At 33.3% G+C, this 17,876-nt stretch carries 17 protein-coding genes; 9 read left to right on the top strand and 8 right to left on the bottom strand.

Going from position 1 to position 17,876, the window contains the following annotated elements; all coding sequences use genetic code 11:
• Nucleotides 1-3: 3 nt before the first annotated feature.
• The 3 genes from recO to gdhA all read right to left on the bottom strand — a co-directional run bounded on the left by recO (nt 4) and on the right by gdhA (nt 4,572).
• Complete coding sequence (gene recO / locus H593_RS0101265) at nt 4-723, bottom strand: DNA repair protein RecO (RefSeq protein ID WP_028870744.1); 720 nt, start codon at nt 721-723, stop codon at nt 4-6.
• Nucleotides 724-735: 12 nt separating this feature from the next.
• The gene (gene porZ, locus H593_RS0101260) at nt 736-3,102 is read right to left on the bottom strand and encodes a type IX secretion system anionic LPS delivery protein PorZ (protein ID WP_028870743.1); all 2,367 of its coding nucleotides are present in this window, start codon (nt 3,100-3,102) and stop codon (nt 736-738) included.
• A gap of 126 nt (nt 3,103-3,228) precedes the next feature.
• A complete protein-coding gene (gdhA, locus tag H593_RS0101255; RefSeq protein ID WP_028870742.1) occupies nt 3,229-4,572 on the bottom strand; it encodes an NADP-specific glutamate dehydrogenase in 1,344 nt (447 codons plus the stop codon).
• A 220-nt stretch (nt 4,573-4,792) separates the two neighbouring features.
• On the opposite strand from gdhA, the gene H593_RS0101250 reads away from it, so the two are divergent.
• On the top strand, nt 4,793-5,611 hold the full coding sequence (locus H593_RS0101250; RefSeq protein ID WP_028870741.1) for a THC0290_0291 family protein: 819 nt from the start codon (nt 4,793-4,795) through the stop codon (nt 5,609-5,611).
• Nucleotides 5,612-5,676: 65 nt separating this feature from the next.
• On the opposite strand, the gene H593_RS0101245 is transcribed toward H593_RS0101250, so the two are convergent.
• A complete protein-coding gene (locus H593_RS0101245) occupies nt 5,677-6,816 on the bottom strand; it encodes a cystathionine gamma-synthase (protein WP_028870740.1) in 1,140 nt (379 codons plus the stop codon).
• 150 nt (nt 6,817-6,966) lie between these two features.
• Between H593_RS0101245 and H593_RS0101240 the strand changes: the two genes are divergently transcribed.
• Nucleotides 6,967-7,689 carry a DUF3298 and DUF4163 domain-containing protein gene (locus H593_RS0101240; protein ID WP_028870739.1) on the top strand — a complete coding sequence of 241 codons (723 nt, stop codon included), beginning with the start codon at nt 6,967-6,969 and terminating at the stop codon, nt 7,687-7,689.
• Here the strand turns inward: H593_RS0101240 and H593_RS0101235 are convergent.
• On the bottom strand, nt 7,686-8,933 hold the full coding sequence (locus H593_RS0101235; protein WP_028870738.1) for a cation:proton antiporter: 1,248 nt from the start codon (nt 8,931-8,933) through the stop codon (nt 7,686-7,688). The genes H593_RS0101240 and H593_RS0101235 overlap by 4 nt on opposite strands.
• A gap of 75 nt (nt 8,934-9,008) precedes the next feature.
• On the opposite strand from H593_RS0101235, the gene H593_RS0101230 reads away from it, so the two are divergent.
• Both H593_RS0101230 and H593_RS0101225 read left to right on the top strand, forming a co-directional pair.
• Nucleotides 9,009-9,368, top strand: coding sequence for an arsenate reductase family protein (locus H593_RS0101230; protein ID WP_028870737.1), 360 nt, complete (start codon nt 9,009-9,011; stop codon nt 9,366-9,368).
• Nucleotides 9,361-10,263: a DMT family transporter gene (locus H593_RS0101225; RefSeq protein ID WP_028870736.1), complete on the top strand. Its 903-nt coding sequence runs from the start codon at nt 9,361-9,363 to the stop codon at nt 10,261-10,263. The genes H593_RS0101230 and H593_RS0101225 overlap by 8 nt, the downstream gene beginning before the upstream one ends.
• A gap of 2 nt (nt 10,264-10,265) precedes the next feature.
• On the opposite strand, the gene H593_RS0101220 is transcribed toward H593_RS0101225, so the two are convergent.
• A complete protein-coding gene (locus tag H593_RS0101220) occupies nt 10,266-10,763 on the bottom strand; it encodes an acyl-CoA thioesterase (protein WP_028870735.1) in 498 nt (165 codons plus the stop codon).
• 104 nt (nt 10,764-10,867) lie between these two features.
• On the opposite strand from H593_RS0101220, the gene H593_RS0101215 reads away from it, so the two are divergent.
• Genes H593_RS0101215 through nadD form a run of 3 tightly spaced genes read left to right on the top strand, consistent with a single transcriptional unit; the run spans nt 10,868 to nt 12,926 of the window.
• Nucleotides 10,868-11,728, top strand: a complete 861-nt coding sequence (locus tag H593_RS0101215) for a YicC/YloC family endoribonuclease (RefSeq protein WP_028870734.1) — start codon at nt 10,868-10,870, stop codon at nt 11,726-11,728.
• A 25-nt stretch (nt 11,729-11,753) separates the two neighbouring features.
• On the top strand, nt 11,754-12,344 hold the full coding sequence (gmk, locus tag H593_RS0101210) for a guanylate kinase (protein ID WP_028870733.1): 591 nt from the start codon (nt 11,754-11,756) through the stop codon (nt 12,342-12,344).
• Nucleotides 12,345-12,347: 3 nt separating this feature from the next.
• Complete coding sequence (nadD, locus tag H593_RS0101205; protein WP_028870732.1) at nt 12,348-12,926, top strand: nicotinate (nicotinamide) nucleotide adenylyltransferase; 579 nt, start codon at nt 12,348-12,350, stop codon at nt 12,924-12,926.
• Nucleotides 12,927-13,358: 432 nt separating this feature from the next.
• On the opposite strand, the gene H593_RS0101200 is transcribed toward nadD, so the two are convergent.
• Nucleotides 13,359-13,718: a YraN family protein gene (locus H593_RS0101200; RefSeq protein ID WP_028870731.1), complete on the bottom strand. Its 360-nt coding sequence runs from the start codon at nt 13,716-13,718 to the stop codon at nt 13,359-13,361.
• Nucleotides 13,719-13,963: 245 nt separating this feature from the next.
• Here H593_RS0101200 and H593_RS0101195 point away from each other — a divergent pair, with 245 nt between their 5' ends.
• On the top strand, nt 13,964-14,266 hold the full coding sequence (locus H593_RS0101195) for a hypothetical protein (RefSeq protein WP_028870730.1): 303 nt from the start codon (nt 13,964-13,966) through the stop codon (nt 14,264-14,266).
• 341 nt (nt 14,267-14,607) lie between these two features.
• Here H593_RS0101195 and H593_RS0101185 read toward each other — a convergent pair whose 3' ends face one another.
• Nucleotides 14,608-15,621 (bottom strand): S66 peptidase family protein, encoded by a 1,014-nt coding sequence (locus H593_RS0101185; protein ID WP_084142235.1) that lies wholly within the window; start codon nt 15,619-15,621, stop codon nt 14,608-14,610.
• 86 nt (nt 15,622-15,707) lie between these two features.
• Here H593_RS0101185 and metG point away from each other — a divergent pair, with 86 nt between their 5' ends.
• The gene (gene metG, locus H593_RS0101180; protein ID WP_028870727.1) at nt 15,708-17,765 is read left to right on the top strand and encodes a methionine--tRNA ligase; all 2,058 of its coding nucleotides are present in this window, start codon (nt 15,708-15,710) and stop codon (nt 17,763-17,765) included.
• The last annotated feature ends 111 nt before the right edge of the window (nt 17,766-17,876 follow it).

The following is a 17,876-nucleotide window of genomic DNA, read 5'->3' as shown; positions in this document are numbered from 1 at the left end:
ATTTTAATTGAATATCTGATTGAAAATTTTTAGTGATTTTGGCTTTCTAAAACTGCCCAAATGTAATTCAAAATATAGCAATAGCATTGCTAGAAATGACTGTCTTTGTTTTGAGCTTAATTTAATACCATCCAAGGCATCAAAATTTGTGCCTAACAACTGTTTGAGAATTGTTAAATTTTCACCGGAAATACTGTAAACATCTTGTTTTTTAGATTCAAAAAGACCGTTATTTAAATTAAAATACCTCTGATTTGTATCTGAAATATCTGGATAAAACCCTAAATGCTTAGTTAGGTTTAGCAGAAAGAGCAAGTGGAAATTTGAAAATTCATCTTTGGTATCTAGCCATCTCAATGTCGTTTCTAAATAATGATAGAGCGGTTGGTTTTCTTCTTCTTCTCTTAGTACCGAAGACAGCACCTCTGAAAGAAACATCACTATAGAACCCTTAAATAAATTAGTATGTAGTGTGGTGTAATTATAATCTAAGCGAACATCTTTAATGTATTGTAAAGATTGAGTTTGCCTATAATTTTCTTCTATCTCAAGTTGAGATAATAACTGATAATATGCGGCTTTCGAACTACCTTTCTTGGTATTTAAAACCCCTCTAAGTAAGTAGCTAACAACACCTCGATGCCGTGTAAAGCATTTTACTATAAGGTCATTGTCTCTATATTTAAGTTTAGAGAGCACAATAACTTTTGATTTATTAAGCATATTGGGAGTTGGTTATCTAACAATCAGTAATTTTAAAACTTTCGTCTCAAACGAATCTAAATCTGATATTAAAAACAAATATACTCCAGAAGCCACGACATTTCCTCTTAAATTCTTACCATTCCAGATTCCTGTACCACCATCAATAGCAAAATTATAATTTTGCCTTGAGGATCTTTGATTGACTCTAGATTGAGCTTCGGCAACAAGGTTTCCTGCGATGTCAGTAATTTTTACATTTACATTTTCGGTAAGTCCAGATACTTTGACACCATTATTAATATTATTTAAGTCGTCAAAACCTAAAATATCATATTCTGGCCGTACCGGGTTTGGATAAACGTAGGCTTCCTCTAGTGTTTCTTGCGGCTTTGTCCCTCCAGATGAAAAAGACACCAAACCTCTATCTGTAGCGATATAAACCCTACCAGATTCTGAATCTATAGAAATATCAGATATTGCATTAGAGGGTAATGGAGAGTTATCTGTAGTAAACTGATATATGGTTTCTTGCCCATCTGCAGAGAAATAAAATATTCCAGAATCTAAAGTTCCAACCCATTTATTATCTGATCCATCTACTTTAATATCTGTAATAAATTGATTAGAGAGTAGCTCCGTTGGTATACCATCTTCTAAAATCACTATTTCATTCACGCTAGGATCTGGATCATTAATAAAGTTAGAAGTATTAAATAATACTCTTAATCCTTTATTTGTGCCGATCCAGAGTTGATTTCTGCTATCTAAAGCAATTGCTCTGACCTGAGCAGATGGCATATTTTGTTCTTCGGAAAACACATTACTAATTTGTTCTGTTTCAGTGTTATACCCTATAACTCCATTTTTATAAGATGCTAACCATTTCATACCTCCATTGCCCACTTCTAAATCAGCAAAACCTTGCTCTCCTGTTCGCGCATTAGGTATTAATTCTGAGAAACTATAGCCTTCCCATTGATTTGTAGCTGGGTCATAAGACTTCAAAGCTCTATCTGCTTTTGAAGTTAGTGTCCACATTAGACCTGTTCTATCAAATTTGGAAGCGGTCTGACGAATACTTACAAAATTTGGATTATTAGGTAATACTAAAGATTCTAAGCCACTGTTGTCTTGACCATATAACACAGTTGCTTCATTATTATTCATTTCTAAAATTCCAAATTGAAAAGAACTTATAAATACTTGACTTGGATTAAATGGATTAATGGCAATATCCACTAAATTTTTTGCAGTGAGCAAGCTGTCATAAGGAATATTCTTCCACTCAGAATCCCTCAAAATACTTATACCTCTAGAGTTCAGCGGACCGGGATTAAATGATACGGTGTACTCACCATAAGTTAACCATAACTCACTATTTCCAGTTTGGATTTTAAATGCAGCATTACTTGTTGGTCCATCTGGCAATATGACGTCATATATTTGTGAATTCTCGGGAGTTGTTTTCAAAACACCACTAGTGGTTGTTCCAATATAAATATTATCATTAGATATCGTTGCCGATGTGAAATCTGTGTCAAACTCCTCATTTGTAGATGCTGTTTGTATTTGATTAAAATTTTCATCATAAACAAAAACATCTTCTTTAAGAGTAACGACCAAATTTAAATTAATAGATCGTACATCCTCAGGTAATGTTGCATAAGTAAATAATGGGCTTAAATTATCACTCACAACTTCAGACAAAACTTTATTTTGAGCGACAGCATATAGTTTACTACCCACTTTTTGAATCGCAATAAAACTGCCACTAACAATTGTTGTCCACTGTTGAAAATCAATCAAATTAGGGTTTGTTACATCGGCTTTCCTTAGTCCATTTGAACTCGTTGCTACATACATAAAACCATTAAAAACTGCTGTTTGACTAATTGAAATTTGACTTCCTCCATCTCCAACAAAATAAGTGTCCCCAAACTGTAATTGACCTAAATCATATACAGAGATTCCATAATCTGTAGAGATATACAAAAGCCCCTCACTTTCATTAAAATGATTTATTTTTTTTAATACTGGAGAAATACTTTCTTTTTCAAGAATATCAACCACAGATAATATTTCACCATCATCAAAAACGACTTCTATTAAACCTGTTTCGTATCCCACTACTAATAAACCAAAATATTCGCTATATGAAATGGTAGAAATTGTTTCGCCTGAAAGCCCTTCAATAGTCGTTATTTTATTTATTTCATTTGAAAAAACGTCATAAGTAAAAATAGCATTTTCTGAGGCTGCAAAAATTTTATCATTCCCTCTAGAGACATCTTTAATTCCAAAATATGAAAAATAGCCTTCCCAAAGTGATGAGAAATCTTGAGAAACACCTTCAAAGGATATTAAAGCTAAAAGGATAAATGCTATTCTTTTAAACATATCAATTATTTTTTTGTCAAATATATTTATATCTAACGACTTTTTAACTACTTATAATATAAGTGGTACATATAAAAAAAGCTCTCAAATTAAATTTGAGAGCTTTTTTCTATAAAATATAAAGTATTAAACGACACCTTGAGCGAGCATTGCATCTGCTATTTTTACAAAACCAGCAACATTAGCTCCTTTTACATAATCAACATATCCATCATCTCTTGTGCCATATTCTACGCAAGAAGCATGAATGTCGTCCATTATTCTATTGAGTTTTTCATCAACTTCTTCTCTTGTCCAGCTTAATCTTAATGAGTTTTGACTCATTTCTAACCCAGACGTTGCAACACCTCCAGCATTAGATGCTTTTCCTGGAGCAAATAATACTTTAGCATTTTGCAAAGCTTGCATAGCCTCTGGTGTTGTAGGCATATTAGCCCCTTCTACAACAGCAATTACATTATTATTTATTAATTGTTTTGCTTCATCAGCGTTTAATTCATTTTGAGTTGCACAAGGCAGTGCTATGTCACAATTAACAGACCAAGGTCTTTCTCCTTCGAAGTATTCAACACCTTCAAATTTTTCTGAAACTTCTTTAATTCTTCCTCTTTCTACATTCTTAAGGTTCATTATAAAGTCTAATTTTTCAGAATGAATTCCATCCGGAGCATAAATATATCCACCAGAATCAGACATTGTAACTACTTTTCCACCTAAATGGATTACTTTTTCGCAAGCATACTGCGCTACGTTTCCTGATCCAGAGATAACAACGGTTTTTCCTTTAATAGAATCACCTCTAGTAGCCAACATATTCTTAGCAAAATAGACACAACCATAGCCTGTAGCTTCTGGTCTAATTAACGAGCCTCCATAACTGATACCTTTACCAGTTAAAATTCCTGTAAACTCATTCTGTAATCTTTTATATTGACCAAACATATACCCGATCTCACGACCACCTACTCCAATATCACCAGCGGGAACATCTGTATTGGCTCCTATATGTCTGAATAATTCTGACATAAATGACTGGCAGAAACGCATAACTTCATTATCGCTCTTTCCTTTTGGGTTAAAGTCGGCTCCTCCTTTTCCACCACCCATTGGTAATGTGGTTAACGAGTTTTTAAAAACTTGCTCAAATCCTAAAAATTTAAGAATACTTAAATTTACAGATGGATGAAAACGTAATCCTCCTTTGTAAGGTCCAATTGCAGAATTAAATTCTACCCTAAATCCCCTATTAACTTGAGTATTACCTTGATCATCTATCCAAGGCACTCTAAATATTATGGTACGTTCAGGCTCAACCATTCTCTCTAAGAGCATTTTCCCTTGATACTTGGGATTATCCTCAATAAAAGGAATAACTGTTTCAGCAACCTCGTGTACAGCTTGTAAAAATTCAGTCTCATGACTGTTTTTGTCTTCTACAAGTTTTAAAAAAGCTTCAATTTTATCTTTCATCTATTAAAGTATTAATAATCTATGTTGATTTTTGTAGTACAAAGATACATTATCTTTAAAATGTTCGTCTATTAATTTCAATATTCTCAGTGAAAACTTATTTGAGTGTTTATTTATCAAACTGTCGTTCTTCGGGTATTTTTTACATTTCATCTATTTAGTTGATAGTTCATCCACTTTTTATATATTTGCTAGGGAATAAGCCCTAAGAAAAATACCCATGACGCTTAATTTTAAACAATTAACTTTTATTTTCGTTTTTATACTAGGCATAAACAAATGTTACTCGCAACTTGGTTTTTCTAACGAGATTGGTGTCATTGCTGGTCCAGTTGCTTTTCAATCAGATTTTGGAGAGCGAAGTGATTTTGCTACTAACTCTGGAAATACTGGTATTGGTATTGGTGTTGTGCACTACATTAATTTTGCATACCGAGCAGATTGTAACTGTTATTCTACAGATACATTTTTTAACGACCATTTTAAATTACGTAATGAAATTTCTTGGAATAAAACAGAACTCAACCATTTTGGGCAATGGGCAGATGCCTCTCAAACTGGGGCTAATGCAGAACGTTTAAGAACACACTCTGGTACTGCACAAAATTTTGACATTGGTACTCAAATAGAATTCTTCCCTAAAAGCATTCGCTCATTCCAAGCCTTTGGCTATTCTTTTGCTCCTTTTGTAAGTTTAGGCGTGCATTTAACCGCCTCTAATCCAGATGTCGAAACAGTTTATAATGGCTCTACTAATATTGATGATTCTAATAATTTTTATCAACCTTGGGTAAATGCTACAGACCCAGATTTTAATACTGATTCTTTTTTATTCGATGGAAATCAAACCGCCTGGTCTGTAGTTGGAAGTATTGGCACACGGTATAAACTTACTGTGCTTTCAGATTTAATGATCGACCTAAGGTGGCAATATTATTTCAATGATAAAGTTGATGGATTAGACCACAACCTTGCCTCTAATAAAGCCAACGATTGGCTTGTTTGGCTCAACTTTGGATATATTTACTATCTTGATTAAAACACACCTATAAATAAGCAAAAGACCAAGTTATACTTAATTTTTTAGTATTATGATATGGCTTATTATCCAATAGCTTGTTTCAAATCTGAAATTAAGTCCTCTTCATCTTCAATACCAACACTCAATCTAATTAACGAATCCACAACACCTATTTTTTCTCTTTCTTCTTTAGGAATACTGGCATGCGTCATACTTGCGGGATGGCCAGCTAGAGACTCCACACCTCCAAGAGATTCTGCCAATGTGAAAACTTTAAGGTTTTCAATGATTTTAATCGCTTCGTTATAATTATTCCCTTTTGCAGTGAAGGATACCATCCCTCCAAAATCATTCATTTGCGCTTTTGCAATATCATGATTAGGGTGACTTTTAAATCCTGGCCAATACACCTTTTCAATTTTTGAATGATTTGCTAAATACTCTGCAACCGCTTTACCATTCTCGCAATGGCGTTGCATTCTAATGTGTAGAGTTTTAATTCCTCTCAAAGCCAAAAAACTATCTTGTGGGCCACATACTGCTCCACTTGCATTTTGAATAAAATACAACCGATCTGCTAAATCTTTGTCTTTAACAACTAGTGCTCCCATGACTAAATCACTATGGCCACCTAAATACTTTGTTGCTGAGTGCATTACTATATCTGCTCCTAAATCTAAAGGGCGTTGTAAATAGGGCGTTGCAAACGTATTATCTACCGCTAAAAGCACATTATACTTCTTCGCTATTGCTGCAGTTGTCTTAATATCAATGATATTCATCATTGGATTTGTAGGTGTTTCTACCCAAATCAACTTCGTATTGTCAGTGATATAGTTCTCAATATTTGAGGCTTTTTCCATACCTATAAAGTTAAACTTGATACCAAATTTCTCAAAAACACGAGTAAATAGTCTATACGTTCCACCATACAAATCATTAGTTGAAATAACCTCATCTCCTGGCTCTAATAGTTTTATAACCGCATCAATAGCAGCTAATCCAGAACCAAAAGCCAATCCAAATTCACCATTTTCTATACTAGCAAAAGATTTTTCTAAAGCATTCCTTGTTGGATTCGCACTTCTAGAATATACAAACCCTTTGTGACCACCTGGAGTAGATTGCGCAAAAGTTGATGTTTGATAAATTGGAGGCATAACACTACCATAAGCCAGATCTGGTTCTTGACCGCCATGTATTGTCTTTGTATTAAATTTCATAATCCTTTTCTATTATTTCTAAAACTACGTGACAATAAATGAACTCAAATAATTTCAAAATGTAAACGTTATTAACAAATCTAAGGTTTAATTCGTTGTATTCAAATCTATATAATACCTTTATGTACTGTCTAAAATAAACTCTGAATTTTGAAAAAAGCAAGTCTAATTATCTTACTCCTTATATTTCTTGTTTCTTGTGAAAAAAAAGTGAAAATTGATTTTTCACAAGAAATTATTGAAACATCAGAAGGAGCCGAAATAGCTCTTAATTTCCCTAAAGCAGAGGGTACTGAGGCTATAGTAAAAGGTATTAACCATACTCTCGAGAACTACATTACAAATCAAATAAATGTATCTAAAAATGATGATACAGATGGAAACTTATACGATGCTATCGCAAAATTTAACTACGAGTATAAAAGATTCAAAAATAATTTCCCGGAGTCGGCTCAGCAATGGGAAGTTTTCATAGATGGAGAAGTTACTTATCGCTCTCCCGAGATTATCAGTATTGCCATAACATCATATCTAGATACTGGTGGTGCTCATGGTAATACCAACGTAAGGTTTTTTAATTTTAATCCACAAACTGGTAATCAGTATACTAAAAAAGACCTGGTTAGCAATATGCAAGGACTTTCCGAAGTTATCGAAGAAAAGCTAAAAGAAGACATTAAAGCAGATAATAACCATCAACTTATTGAGGATGTATTCTTCGGAAAAGACTTTCAACTCCCAGAAACTTTAGGTTATAACGACGACGGCTTAACCGTACTATATAATCCTTATGAAATTGCATCGTATTCTCAAGGAATCGTAGAATTTACTATTCCATTTTTAGAAGTAAAGCAATTTTTAAAATTAAATTAATCTGCATCTTTTGACAATCTTTTAATGACTGGCCCAACAGTTAAACCTTGGCCTATAATTGAAAATACGACGATGATATAGGTAATTACCAAAAACAATTCTCGGTACATTTCTGGCGTTAAACTTAGTGCCAAAGCGATAGAAATACCACCTCTTAATCCTCCCCAAGTCATAATTAAATTAGTGTGCTTAACAAACTCTAATCGTTTATCAAAGAATTTAATGGGCAACCACAATGACACATATCTACTCAGTAAAACTAAAGGGATAGCAATTACTCCAGCCAATATATAATCAAATCTAAATGTAAGTACGAGCATTTCCATACCTATCATCACAAAAAGAACGGTATTGAGTAAAACATCAACTAGCTCCCAAAATTTATCTACATAAATTTCAGTAATATCTGACATAGAATTTTTTCTAACAGTATCATTACCTACAATTAACCCAGCAGTAACCATAGCCAATGGCGCAGATAAATGCCAGTGATGTGCCAGCAAACTTCCACCCATTACAGTCGCCATGGTAATGATAACCTCAACTTCATAATCATCTATAGATTTTAGAAGTTTATAGGTAATATATCCCAAAATGAGACCGAGTGCTACTCCTCCCAAAACTTCCTGCCCAAATAATTTAGCGATTTCATTTAACTCAATTGCTGCATCAGGCTTTGCTGCAATTGCAAAAATGGTTAAGAATACAACGACACCAACACCATCATTAAATAAGGATTCTCCTACAATTTTAGTCTCCAGTTTTTTAGGAGCTCCTGCTTTTTTTAAAATTCCTAAAACTGCAATTGGATCGGTTGGAGAAATTAGTGCTCCAAATAATAGACAATATATAAAGGCCACATCAAGCCCTAGTATTTGCAAGACATAAAAGGTTAAAATTCCTACTAAAAAAGTAGAGACTAATACACCTAGAGTTGCAAAGACAAATACAGGCCATCGCTGGATTTTAAGTTGATTGAAATTAGTATGTAAAGCGCCTGCAAACAATAGAAAACTCAACATAATATCTAACAAAACAGTCTTGAAATCAATTTGCGAAATGAGTGCCTTTTCTCGAAGTAATAAGGTATCATCAAATTGACCGATTGCGACTATTATAATTGTAAATACAATAGTAATGAGCATTAAGCCTATAGTTATTGGTAATTTCAAAAACTTCACGTTGATATAGCCAAAAAGTGCCGATAGTACAATTAATACAGATGCAATTGCATAATAATCCATAGGTATCTAAATTTTCAATAAAAGTAAGTAATTTTACTTTGAAATCTATTTACTTTGCAATTCAAAAGCCAACTTATGAATACATTTTTTCATCTTAAAAGCTGTAGTACTTGTAGTCGCATTATTAAAGACTTAAACTTACCACGTCATGTGATTATGCATGAGATTAAATCAGAACAAATTAGTGAGAAACAACTCCATAATTTAAAAGATTTAGCTGGAAGTTATGAAGCCTTATTTTCTAAACGCGCACAATTGTATAAATCTGAAGGCCTAAAAGATAAAACCCTTACTGAGGATGACTTTAAATACTACCTTTTGAAACATTATACCTTTTTAAAACGTCCAGTACTAGTATATAAAAACCAAATCTTTATCGGTAATAGTGCTAAAACAGTAGAAGCAGCTAAAGCTTTTATTCAAACTAATGAATAGTAGAACGTTTGCTTTAGTTGCGCTCTTTTTGGTGCAACTTCTCTATGGTTTAAATTACACGTTTGCCAAAACCGTTATGAATGAGAACTTCATAAAACCTTTTGGATTTGTACTTCTTAGGGTTGTTGGAGCAACGGTACTGTTTTGGTTAATGGGATTTGTCTTTAAAAGTGAAAAAATAGAGCGAAAAGATTTCATCACTATCTTTTTTGCTGCTGTTTTTGGTGTTGGTATAAACATGCTCCTCTTTTTAAAAGGCTTAGAATTTACATCTCCAATTCATGCGTCTGTAATCATGACAATTATACCAGTTATCATCATGATATTGTCTATTTTTTTCTTAGGCGAAAAGCTGACTAAACTAAAAATAGGAGGTATTGTTTTAGCATTTTGTGGAGGTATTTTATTAACTGCTTTAGGCAAATCTGACCGCTTAGGAGACAACGTTGCATTGGGTAATATGTTTATATTTATCAATGCTATTTCCTATAGTATTTATGTCATAATTATTAAAAGATTAACCGCCAAATACCATCCCTTTTCTTTTATTAAGTGGCTCTTTTTATTCGGACTAATTTTAGTGCTTCCTTTTGGGTATACTGAAATTACAGAGGTCGACTGGAATAGCTTTTCACCATACATTTGGTTTTCGGTATTATTTGTAGTTATTGGAGCAACTTTTGGAACATACTTTTTAAACCCGTTAGCCTTAAAATCTCTCAAAGCGTCAACAGTAGGTGTGTTTATTTATCTACAGCCAGTTATTGCAGGCCTTTTTGCAATTATTATGGGAGCAGATAATATTGATTCCATTAAAATTATGGCCATGTGCTTAATTTTTTCTGGTGTTTATTTAGTAACAAAAAAACCTAAAGTATCAAACACGATCAATTAGCTTCAACCCTTTTGAAGTTCATTTGATATTAGATCTTGAGGCTTTTTTCCAGATTGACGTGTGTCTTCTTTTGTAAGGGTTTGAAAATTTGGTGACTTCGGAAATTTTAAAACTAGACTTTTAAGCTGGTCTGGTAAAACCGTTAGACTTCTCGTTTTTAAATTCATCCAAGCACCCAAAATATCACAAGTGGCAACATGACTTCCTTTTTGATTGTAGAAATTATGTTCAAATTTGAAGAACATCCCGTCCTCGCTCAATCCTGAAACTGCCAATGTAACGGTTAACGTTTGACCTAGAAACGATTCTTTGAAATAATGAATTTGCTCAGAAAATACCACAGGACCAATACCATGTTCTATAAGTTTTTTCATCGAGAACCCATGTTCATTCAAAAACCCTACTCGTGTGTGACTCATAAAATTTAAATATGCAGAATTAGCCAAATGACCATTTGCATCAACATCACTCCATCTTATTTCAAAATCTTTTTTATACATCGCTTAAATTTAAGTCTGCAAAGTTATTGATTTTTATAAAGCCTAACGAAGCGCTTTATAACTTTATGATTTTCGTTACCTTTGCGCAACTTTAAAATGCGCTCATGATACAATCAATGACAGGTTATGGTAAGTCTGTACTGCAGCTTCCGACGAAAAAAATATCTATAGAAGTCAAATCTCTAAACAGTAAAAATTTAGATCTAAATACACGCATGCCTTCCATGTATCGTGAAAAAGAACTGGCAATTAGAAAACTTATTGCATCTAAATTGGTGAGGGGTAAAATAGATTTTTCACTTTACATAGAAATTACTGGCGAGGAAATCTCAACACAAATCAATAAGACTGTAGTTAAACAATACATTAAACAATTAAAAGACGTTATTAACACAGGAGAAGAGACTGAATATCTTAAAATGGCCATTCGCATGCCAGATGCCTTAACTACTGAACGTGAAGAGATTGATGAAAATGAATGGAGCGAAATTGCAGCGATAATAGATAGTAGTTTAGAAAAAATCCAACAATATAGATTAGATGAAGGTCAAATGATGGAGGACGATTTTATAGGTCGTGTAAACATTATCTCTAGTCTTTTAGATGCTGTCATTGCTATGGATCCAGATCGTATTGATGGTGTTCGTGAGCGCTTAACTAAGGGTGTTGCTGACATAAAAGAAAAAGTTGACGAAAATCGTTTTGAACAAGAACTGGTTTACTACATAGAAAAATTTGACATCACAGAAGAGAAAGTAAGGCTAAAAAACCATTTAGAATATTTTCAAAAGGCTTTAAAATCTGATGATTCTAACGGAAAAAAACTAGGGTTTATTTCTCAAGAAATGGGACGAGAAATCAATACTATTGGTTCAAAGTCAAATCATGCACCCATGCAAAAATTAGTAGTGCAAATGAAAGATGAGCTAGAGAAAATTAAGGAGCAATTATTGAATGTGCTGTAATTTCAGAACCTATTAAAGTAAACATGTGTCAGAAATAAAAAACAAAAACAGAGGTAAATTAATAGTCTTTTCAGCACCTTCAGGTTCTGGAAAAACAACTATTGTAAGACATTTACTAAAACAAAAAGAACTTAATCTTGAGTTTTCAATTTCTGCAACTTCGAGAGAAAAACGGGGAAATGAAGTTCATGGAAAAGATTATTATTTTTTAGATATTAAGGATTTTAAAAACAGAATCAAAAATGATGAGTTTTTAGAATGGGAAGAAGTCTATCGTGATAATTTTTACGGCACTTTAAAAACTGAAATTGAGCGTATTTGGGGTAAAGGAAAAAACGTCATTTTTGATATCGATGTTTCTGGAGGTTTACGTATAAAAAAGAAATTTCCAAATGAAACTATCGCTATTTTTATTAAACCACCAGATCTTAACGAACTTATTATAAGACTTAAGGAACGAGGTGAAGAAAGCGAAGATAAAATTAATATGCGAGTTGCAAAAGCGCCAGCAGAACTAGCTACTGCGCCTTTATTTGACAAAATTGTGCTTAACAAAGATTTAGATAAAGCACTCGATGATGCTTACACCTTAGTTTCTAATTTTATTGCCGAATAAATTATGAAGATTGGTTTGTATTTTGGGACTTTTAATCCGATTCATATTGGACATTTAACGATTGCAAATCATCTTGCTGAGTATAGTGATTTAGACAAAATCTGGTTTGTTGTAACTCCGCATAGTCCGTTTAAAAAGAAAAGTTCGTTGTTGGATAATCGTCAGCGATTTGAAATGGTCTATCGCGCAACAGAAGACTATGAAAAATTAGAGCCTAGCGATATTGAGTTTGATTTACCTCAGCCAAATTATACTATAAACACGTTAACATATCTTCAGGAAAAACACCCTAACCATGAGTTTTCATTGATTATGGGTGAGGATAACTTGAAAAATTTCCATAAGTGGAAAAACCATGAACTTATCTTAGAGCATTATAACATTTATGTCTATCCAAGAATTTCTGGAGGAAAAATAGAAACACAATTTGAAAATCATGATAAGATTCATAAAGTAAATGCACCTATTATGGAATTATCATCAACATTTATTCGCAAATCTATCAAAGAACGTAAAAACGTAAGACCAATGCTCCCAGAACATGTTTGGGAATACCTAGATGAAATGAATTTTTACAGATAGTATGTCATATTTTAAAAAAACGTTGTGCTCACAAATTGCATAAAATCATAAACTATAGTAAAGTAAAAACACTTCTACTTTTATTATCTAATTTTATAAGCTTATGTGAATATGACACTGATTATAGGCCTTTTTCTTGTTTCCCTTTAGATATTCAAAGTTATAAGCTGTATAAATCTTAATAAATGAGAAAGCACTAAATTTACTATTTCATTACTAATAGTAGTCACTTATATACCTACGGGTTACTTTAAAAATTATCCAGATTCTTTATATTGGTTCATCTTTTTAGTTGTAATAATTATATCATTTAGTCTAAAATCAAAACTAGTTAGAGAAGAGTTCAAAATGATATTTAACCTTAAGTAATAAGAATAAAGTGATAAACGTATTCTATTATTCACTCGTATTAGCGAACATCTCAGTCATTTTTTAAAAATGATAAAAAGCATTTTCTAAATGCTCTAAACTCATTCCTTTTTTATTTAATACAATAGCGATAATATCAAAGCGTACTTCAATTTCCATTTCATTATCATTAACGAAAAAATCTACTGCCTTAATTATGCGTTGCATTTGTTTTGGTTTTAAGAACTCTTGCGGATCCCCAAAACTGGCGCTAGTCCTCGTTTTTACTTCAACAATTGCTAATATGTTTTCCTTTTTTGCAATGATATCAACTTCTGCCTTTTGATAGGTATAGTTTCTAATAATAATTTCATAGCCTTTTTTTAGCAAGAAATCTGTGGCTAATTCTTCTCCCTTTTTTCCTAACTCATTGTGTTGTGCCATAATTAAGGATTCAGTTGATCGTCTTAAATTGGCAGTCGTAAATATTACGGATTTCTATAAAAGACAGATTAGTGTGATATGCACTCCTCCTAAATATAGGCAATTAGTTTCTATTGATCTAAAACTGAAAAATCACACTATTAAAAACTAAAAGAAGATGTTTAAAAAAATGTTAAGAGCATTCAAAACGCATACTAATTTTCAATTAAACTGTAACTTTAAAGTTCATCAAAAGTATGCTATAAATGGTTAGTCAAATTAAATGTCCCAATTGTGGAATTTATAATACGAACGTAGATTATTGCACCAATTGTAATACCCTTTTATCCTCTAAATTGAGACGTGAGTTACAATTTGCAGCACAAGAAAAAGTACGTAAAGAAAAAAGGAATCTTGAAGAAGAAAAGGCGGTGTCTTGGATTGAAAGATTTAGTAAACATCGTTTTTTAATCGTTCGCGTTTTAGCTAAAACTGTTCGCTCTATTTGGTTGGCCTTTGTCGCAGTGGGTGTGTTTATCGCTTGGCTTGTTTCAGCAATTGCAGCATGAAAATTCTTAAAAACTCAATAGTCTTAGCTTTATGCCTCGCCGCACTTTTAGTGTATTTAGCAAGTTGGCTACCTATTAAATTACCATCTTGGGTGGTGTTTTATCTCAACGACTTACTGTGCATGCCCATTGTACTTAGTGTTTGCCTCGCAATGGTAAGACTCTATAAAAAAGCAAATAATCTCTATGCTCCTATCACAATTGTTTATGGATTAACCTTTTTTTATACGGTTTATTTCGAGTGGGTATTGCCTCAAATAAACGAAAGATATACTGGAGATTTAATTGATGTATGCCTCTATTTTGTAGGCGCTACTCTTTTTCTTGTGTTTCAAAAACGCTTATTTTAAAAACACCATAGTACTTTTATCTTTCTGGACTTCTAATTTTATGGTCTGCCCTAGAACCATAGCACGATTATCTTTCTCATGTCCAGCAGGCATACCAAATGCAATTGGAAAATCATAATCTGACAAAGCATCCAAAATAAGTTGCTCTACAGAAGCTCCCCAAGGTGTTGTGTTTTTTCGCATTCTGCTCATATCACCAACTAAAACACCTGCACAATTATCGAAATAGCCTGCACGTTTTAAACTTTGGAGCATGCGATCTATATGGTATTTATATTCCCCTATGTCTTCTATAAATAAGATTTTACCACGCGTATCAAGACTCTCCTTTGATCCTAACATCGTATGAAGTATTGTTAAGTTCCCTCCAACCAAAGGCCCTGTTGCTTCTCCTACTCTGTTGTAATTTGAACCTGTTAAAATATAATCAACCGGTTTCCCGAAAATTGTAGATTTAAAGCTTGCTATAGTTTCTTTTATTTCTGAAACATCTTCTGGCAAACTCACACACATTAACGCATGTATCGATTGAAAACCTTCATTGTGAAATTGATTATGTAATGCTGTAATATCACTATATCCAATGAGCCATTTTGGATTCTCCTTAAACTTAGTATAATCTAATTTATCTAAGATTCTAACAGTTCCATAACCGCCTCTAGCGCACCAAATCGCACTAATTTTAGGGTCATCTAATACGTTTTGAAAGTCCTCACAGCGCTCTTCATCTGTACCTGCAAAATGATTGCCATTACTAAATACATTTTTACCAACCACAGCATGTAAACCCCAACTTTTCAAAAGCGCAACAGCTTGATCAACTTCTCTAGTTCTATTTTTTAAAATTCCTGAAGGTGCTACAATAGCAACGGTATCTCCAGCTTTAAGGAATGGTGGTTGTATCAAAGCAGTTTCTTTTTGTTGGATAGGTTTATCTTGAGCGGTTACATTTCCGAAGAAAAAAGACATGCAAATCAAGACTAATAAATAACGAATTTTCGACATCTTGTAAATGTACAAAATTTATAAATCCTCGTTTCAATATCCCTTGCAAAATGCGTACTTTTGTAGCCTGTTAAAACGAATATAAGATGTCTAAACGCTATACGATTACTGCTGCATTACCATACACCAACGGTCCAATTCATATTGGACATTTAGCGGGTGTTTATGTGCCTGCAGATATTTATGCACGCTATAAAAGATTAACAGGTAATGATGTAGCTTTCATCTGCGGAAGCGATGAACATGGCGTACCTATTACAATTAAAGCTAAAAAGGAAGGGGTTACACCTCAAGACATCGTTGATAAGTATCATGCGAATATTAAAACATCCTTTGAAGACTTCGGTATTACGTTTGACAACTACTCACGTACCTCTGCGAAAATTCATCATGATACTGCTCAAGAGTTTTTCAAGACACTTAATGATAAAGGTGAATTTATAGAAGACGTTACTGAGCAATTGTACGATGCAGAAGCGCATCAGTTTTTGGCAGATCGTTTTGTAACAGGAACCTGCCCAAAATGCGGTAATGAAGAAGCTTATGGTGATCAATGTGAAAGTTGTGGATCGAGTTTAAATGCCACAGATTTAATCAATCCAAAATCTGCAATTACGGGTAATGTTCCTTCTTTAAAAGAAACAAAACATTGGTTTTTACCACTAGATAAACATGAAGACTTTTTAAAAGAATGGATTTTAAAAGGACATAAAAAAGACTGGAAGCCTAATGTCTACGGACAAGTAAAATCATGGATTGATGATGGTTTGCGTCCAAGAGCAGTAACTCGTGATTTGGATTGGGGAATTCCTGTTCCAGCTTCTGGAGGAGAAGGCAAAGTGCTTTACGTTTGGTTTGATGCGCCTATTGGTTATATTTCTTCAACTAAAGAATGGGCTGCAAGAGAGGGTAAAGATTGGGAACCCTATTGGAAAGATAAAGACACCAAACTAGTCCACTTTATTGGTAAAGATAATATCGTATTTCACTGTATTATTTTCCCAGCGATGTTAAAAGCAGAAGGATCTTATATCTTACCAGACAATGTACCAGCCAATGAGTTTTTAAACTTAGAAGGCAAAAAATTATCGACCTCAAAAAATTGGGCTGTTTGGTTACCAGATTATTTGGAAGATTTTCCAAATATGCAGGATGTCTTACGTTATGCTTTGACTGCAAATGCTCCCGAGAGTAAGGATAACGATTTTACTTGGAAAGATTTCCAAGCACGTAATAATAATGAGTTGGTGGCTATCTTCGGAAATTTTATAAATCGAGTCGTCGTCTTGACCAATAAATATTACGAAGGTGTCGTACCTGAAGCTTCAGATTTCTCAGAAATTGATAACGAGACTTTAGCTGCTATAAAAGCATATCCAGCAGTGATTGAAAGCTCTATTGAACGTTACCGTTTTAGAGAAGCAAGTCAAGAGTTGATGAATTTAGCACGTTTAGGAAATAAATATCTAGCAGATGAAGAACCTTGGAAATTAATCAAAACCGATGAAGTTCGCACAAAAACAATTATGTTCGTCGCGCTTCAAATTTCAAGTGCGTTAGCAACATTGTGTGAACCATTTTTACCATTTACATCCACGAAACTAAAAGGTATTCTCTCTGTCAGTTCGAACGGATTCGAGAATCAATGGTCTGATATTTCGACTAAAAATGTGCTCTTACCATCTGGACATCAAATTGAAAAAGGGGAGTTATTATTTAGCAAAATAGAAGATAAAACAATAGCAGAACAATTGGAAAAACTAGAAGCTAGTAAAAGAGCAAACGAAGCCGCCAACAAAACTTTAGAACCTCAAAAAGAGATCATCACTTTTGAAGATTTTACGAAGCTCGATATGAGAGTTGGAACCATTCTCGAAGCAGAAAAAATGCCTAAAACTAAAAAACTACTCCTATTAAAAGTCGATACAGGTATTGATATAAGAACGATAGTGTCTGGTATTGCAGAAAGTTTTACACCAGAAGACGTTATTGGAAAACAAGTAACCGTTTTAGTCAACTTAGCTCCAAGAGCATTAAGAGGCGTAGAGAGTGAAGGCATGATTTTAATGACCGAAACTGCGGAAGGGAAACTGGTTTTTGTAAATCCTGATACTACAGTTAAAAGTGGTTTACAAATAAGTTAATTTATTATTAAAAATTCTCCAAGATTACTTATGATACTATTTTTTTAAACAACTGTTCGCCAATGATCTAAGCAATAAATTGTTTTGGTTTATTAAAACAGAACGTTTTAG

The organism is Psychroserpens burtonensis DSM 12212 (assembly GCF_000425305.1).
GTDB lineage: Bacteria > Bacteroidota > Bacteroidia > Flavobacteriales > Flavobacteriaceae > Psychroserpens > Psychroserpens burtonensis.
The sequence above is the reverse complement of the archived record's forward strand: the minus strand, read 5'-3'. Positions and strand labels throughout refer to the sequence as shown.

Bases quoted from the DNA above. Each gene is read 5' to 3' on its own strand.
- porZ (WP_028870743.1), bottom strand. From the start codon at position 3,102: ATGTTTAAAAGAATAGCATTTATCCTTTTAGCTTTAATATCCTTTGAA.
- recO (WP_028870744.1), bottom strand. From the start codon at position 723: ATGCTTAATAAATCAAAAGTTATTGTGCTCTCTAAACTTAAATATAGA.
- H593_RS0101245 (WP_028870740.1), bottom strand. From the start codon at position 6,816: ATGAAATTTAATACAAAGACAATACATGGCGGTCAAGAACCAGATCTG.
- H593_RS0101250 (WP_028870741.1), top strand. From the start codon at position 4,793: ATGACGCTTAATTTTAAACAATTAACTTTTATTTTCGTTTTTATACTA.
- H593_RS0101200 (WP_028870731.1), bottom strand. From the start codon at position 13,718: ATGGCACAACACAATGAGTTAGGAAAAAAGGGAGAAGAATTAGCCACA.
- H593_RS0101230 (WP_028870737.1), top strand. From the start codon at position 9,009: ATGAATACATTTTTTCATCTTAAAAGCTGTAGTACTTGTAGTCGCATT.
- H593_RS0101195 (WP_028870730.1), top strand. From the start codon at position 13,964: ATGGTTAGTCAAATTAAATGTCCCAATTGTGGAATTTATAATACGAAC.
- H593_RS0101185 (WP_084142235.1), bottom strand. From the start codon at position 15,621: ATGTCGAAAATTCGTTATTTATTAGTCTTGATTTGCATGTCTTTTTTC.
- H593_RS0101215 (WP_028870734.1), top strand. From the start codon at position 10,868: ATGATACAATCAATGACAGGTTATGGTAAGTCTGTACTGCAGCTTCCG.
- nadD (WP_028870732.1), top strand. From the start codon at position 12,348: ATGAAGATTGGTTTGTATTTTGGGACTTTTAATCCGATTCATATTGGA.
- H593_RS0101235 (WP_028870738.1), bottom strand. From the start codon at position 8,933: ATGGATTATTATGCAATTGCATCTGTATTAATTGTACTATCGGCACTT.
- gdhA (WP_028870742.1), bottom strand. From the start codon at position 4,572: ATGAAAGATAAAATTGAAGCTTTTTTAAAACTTGTAGAAGACAAAAAC.
- metG (WP_028870727.1), top strand. From the start codon at position 15,708: ATGTCTAAACGCTATACGATTACTGCTGCATTACCATACACCAACGGT.
- H593_RS0101225 (WP_028870736.1), top strand. From the start codon at position 9,361: ATGAATAGTAGAACGTTTGCTTTAGTTGCGCTCTTTTTGGTGCAACTT.
- H593_RS0101220 (WP_028870735.1), bottom strand. From the start codon at position 10,763: ATGTATAAAAAAGATTTTGAAATAAGATGGAGTGATGTTGATGCAAAT.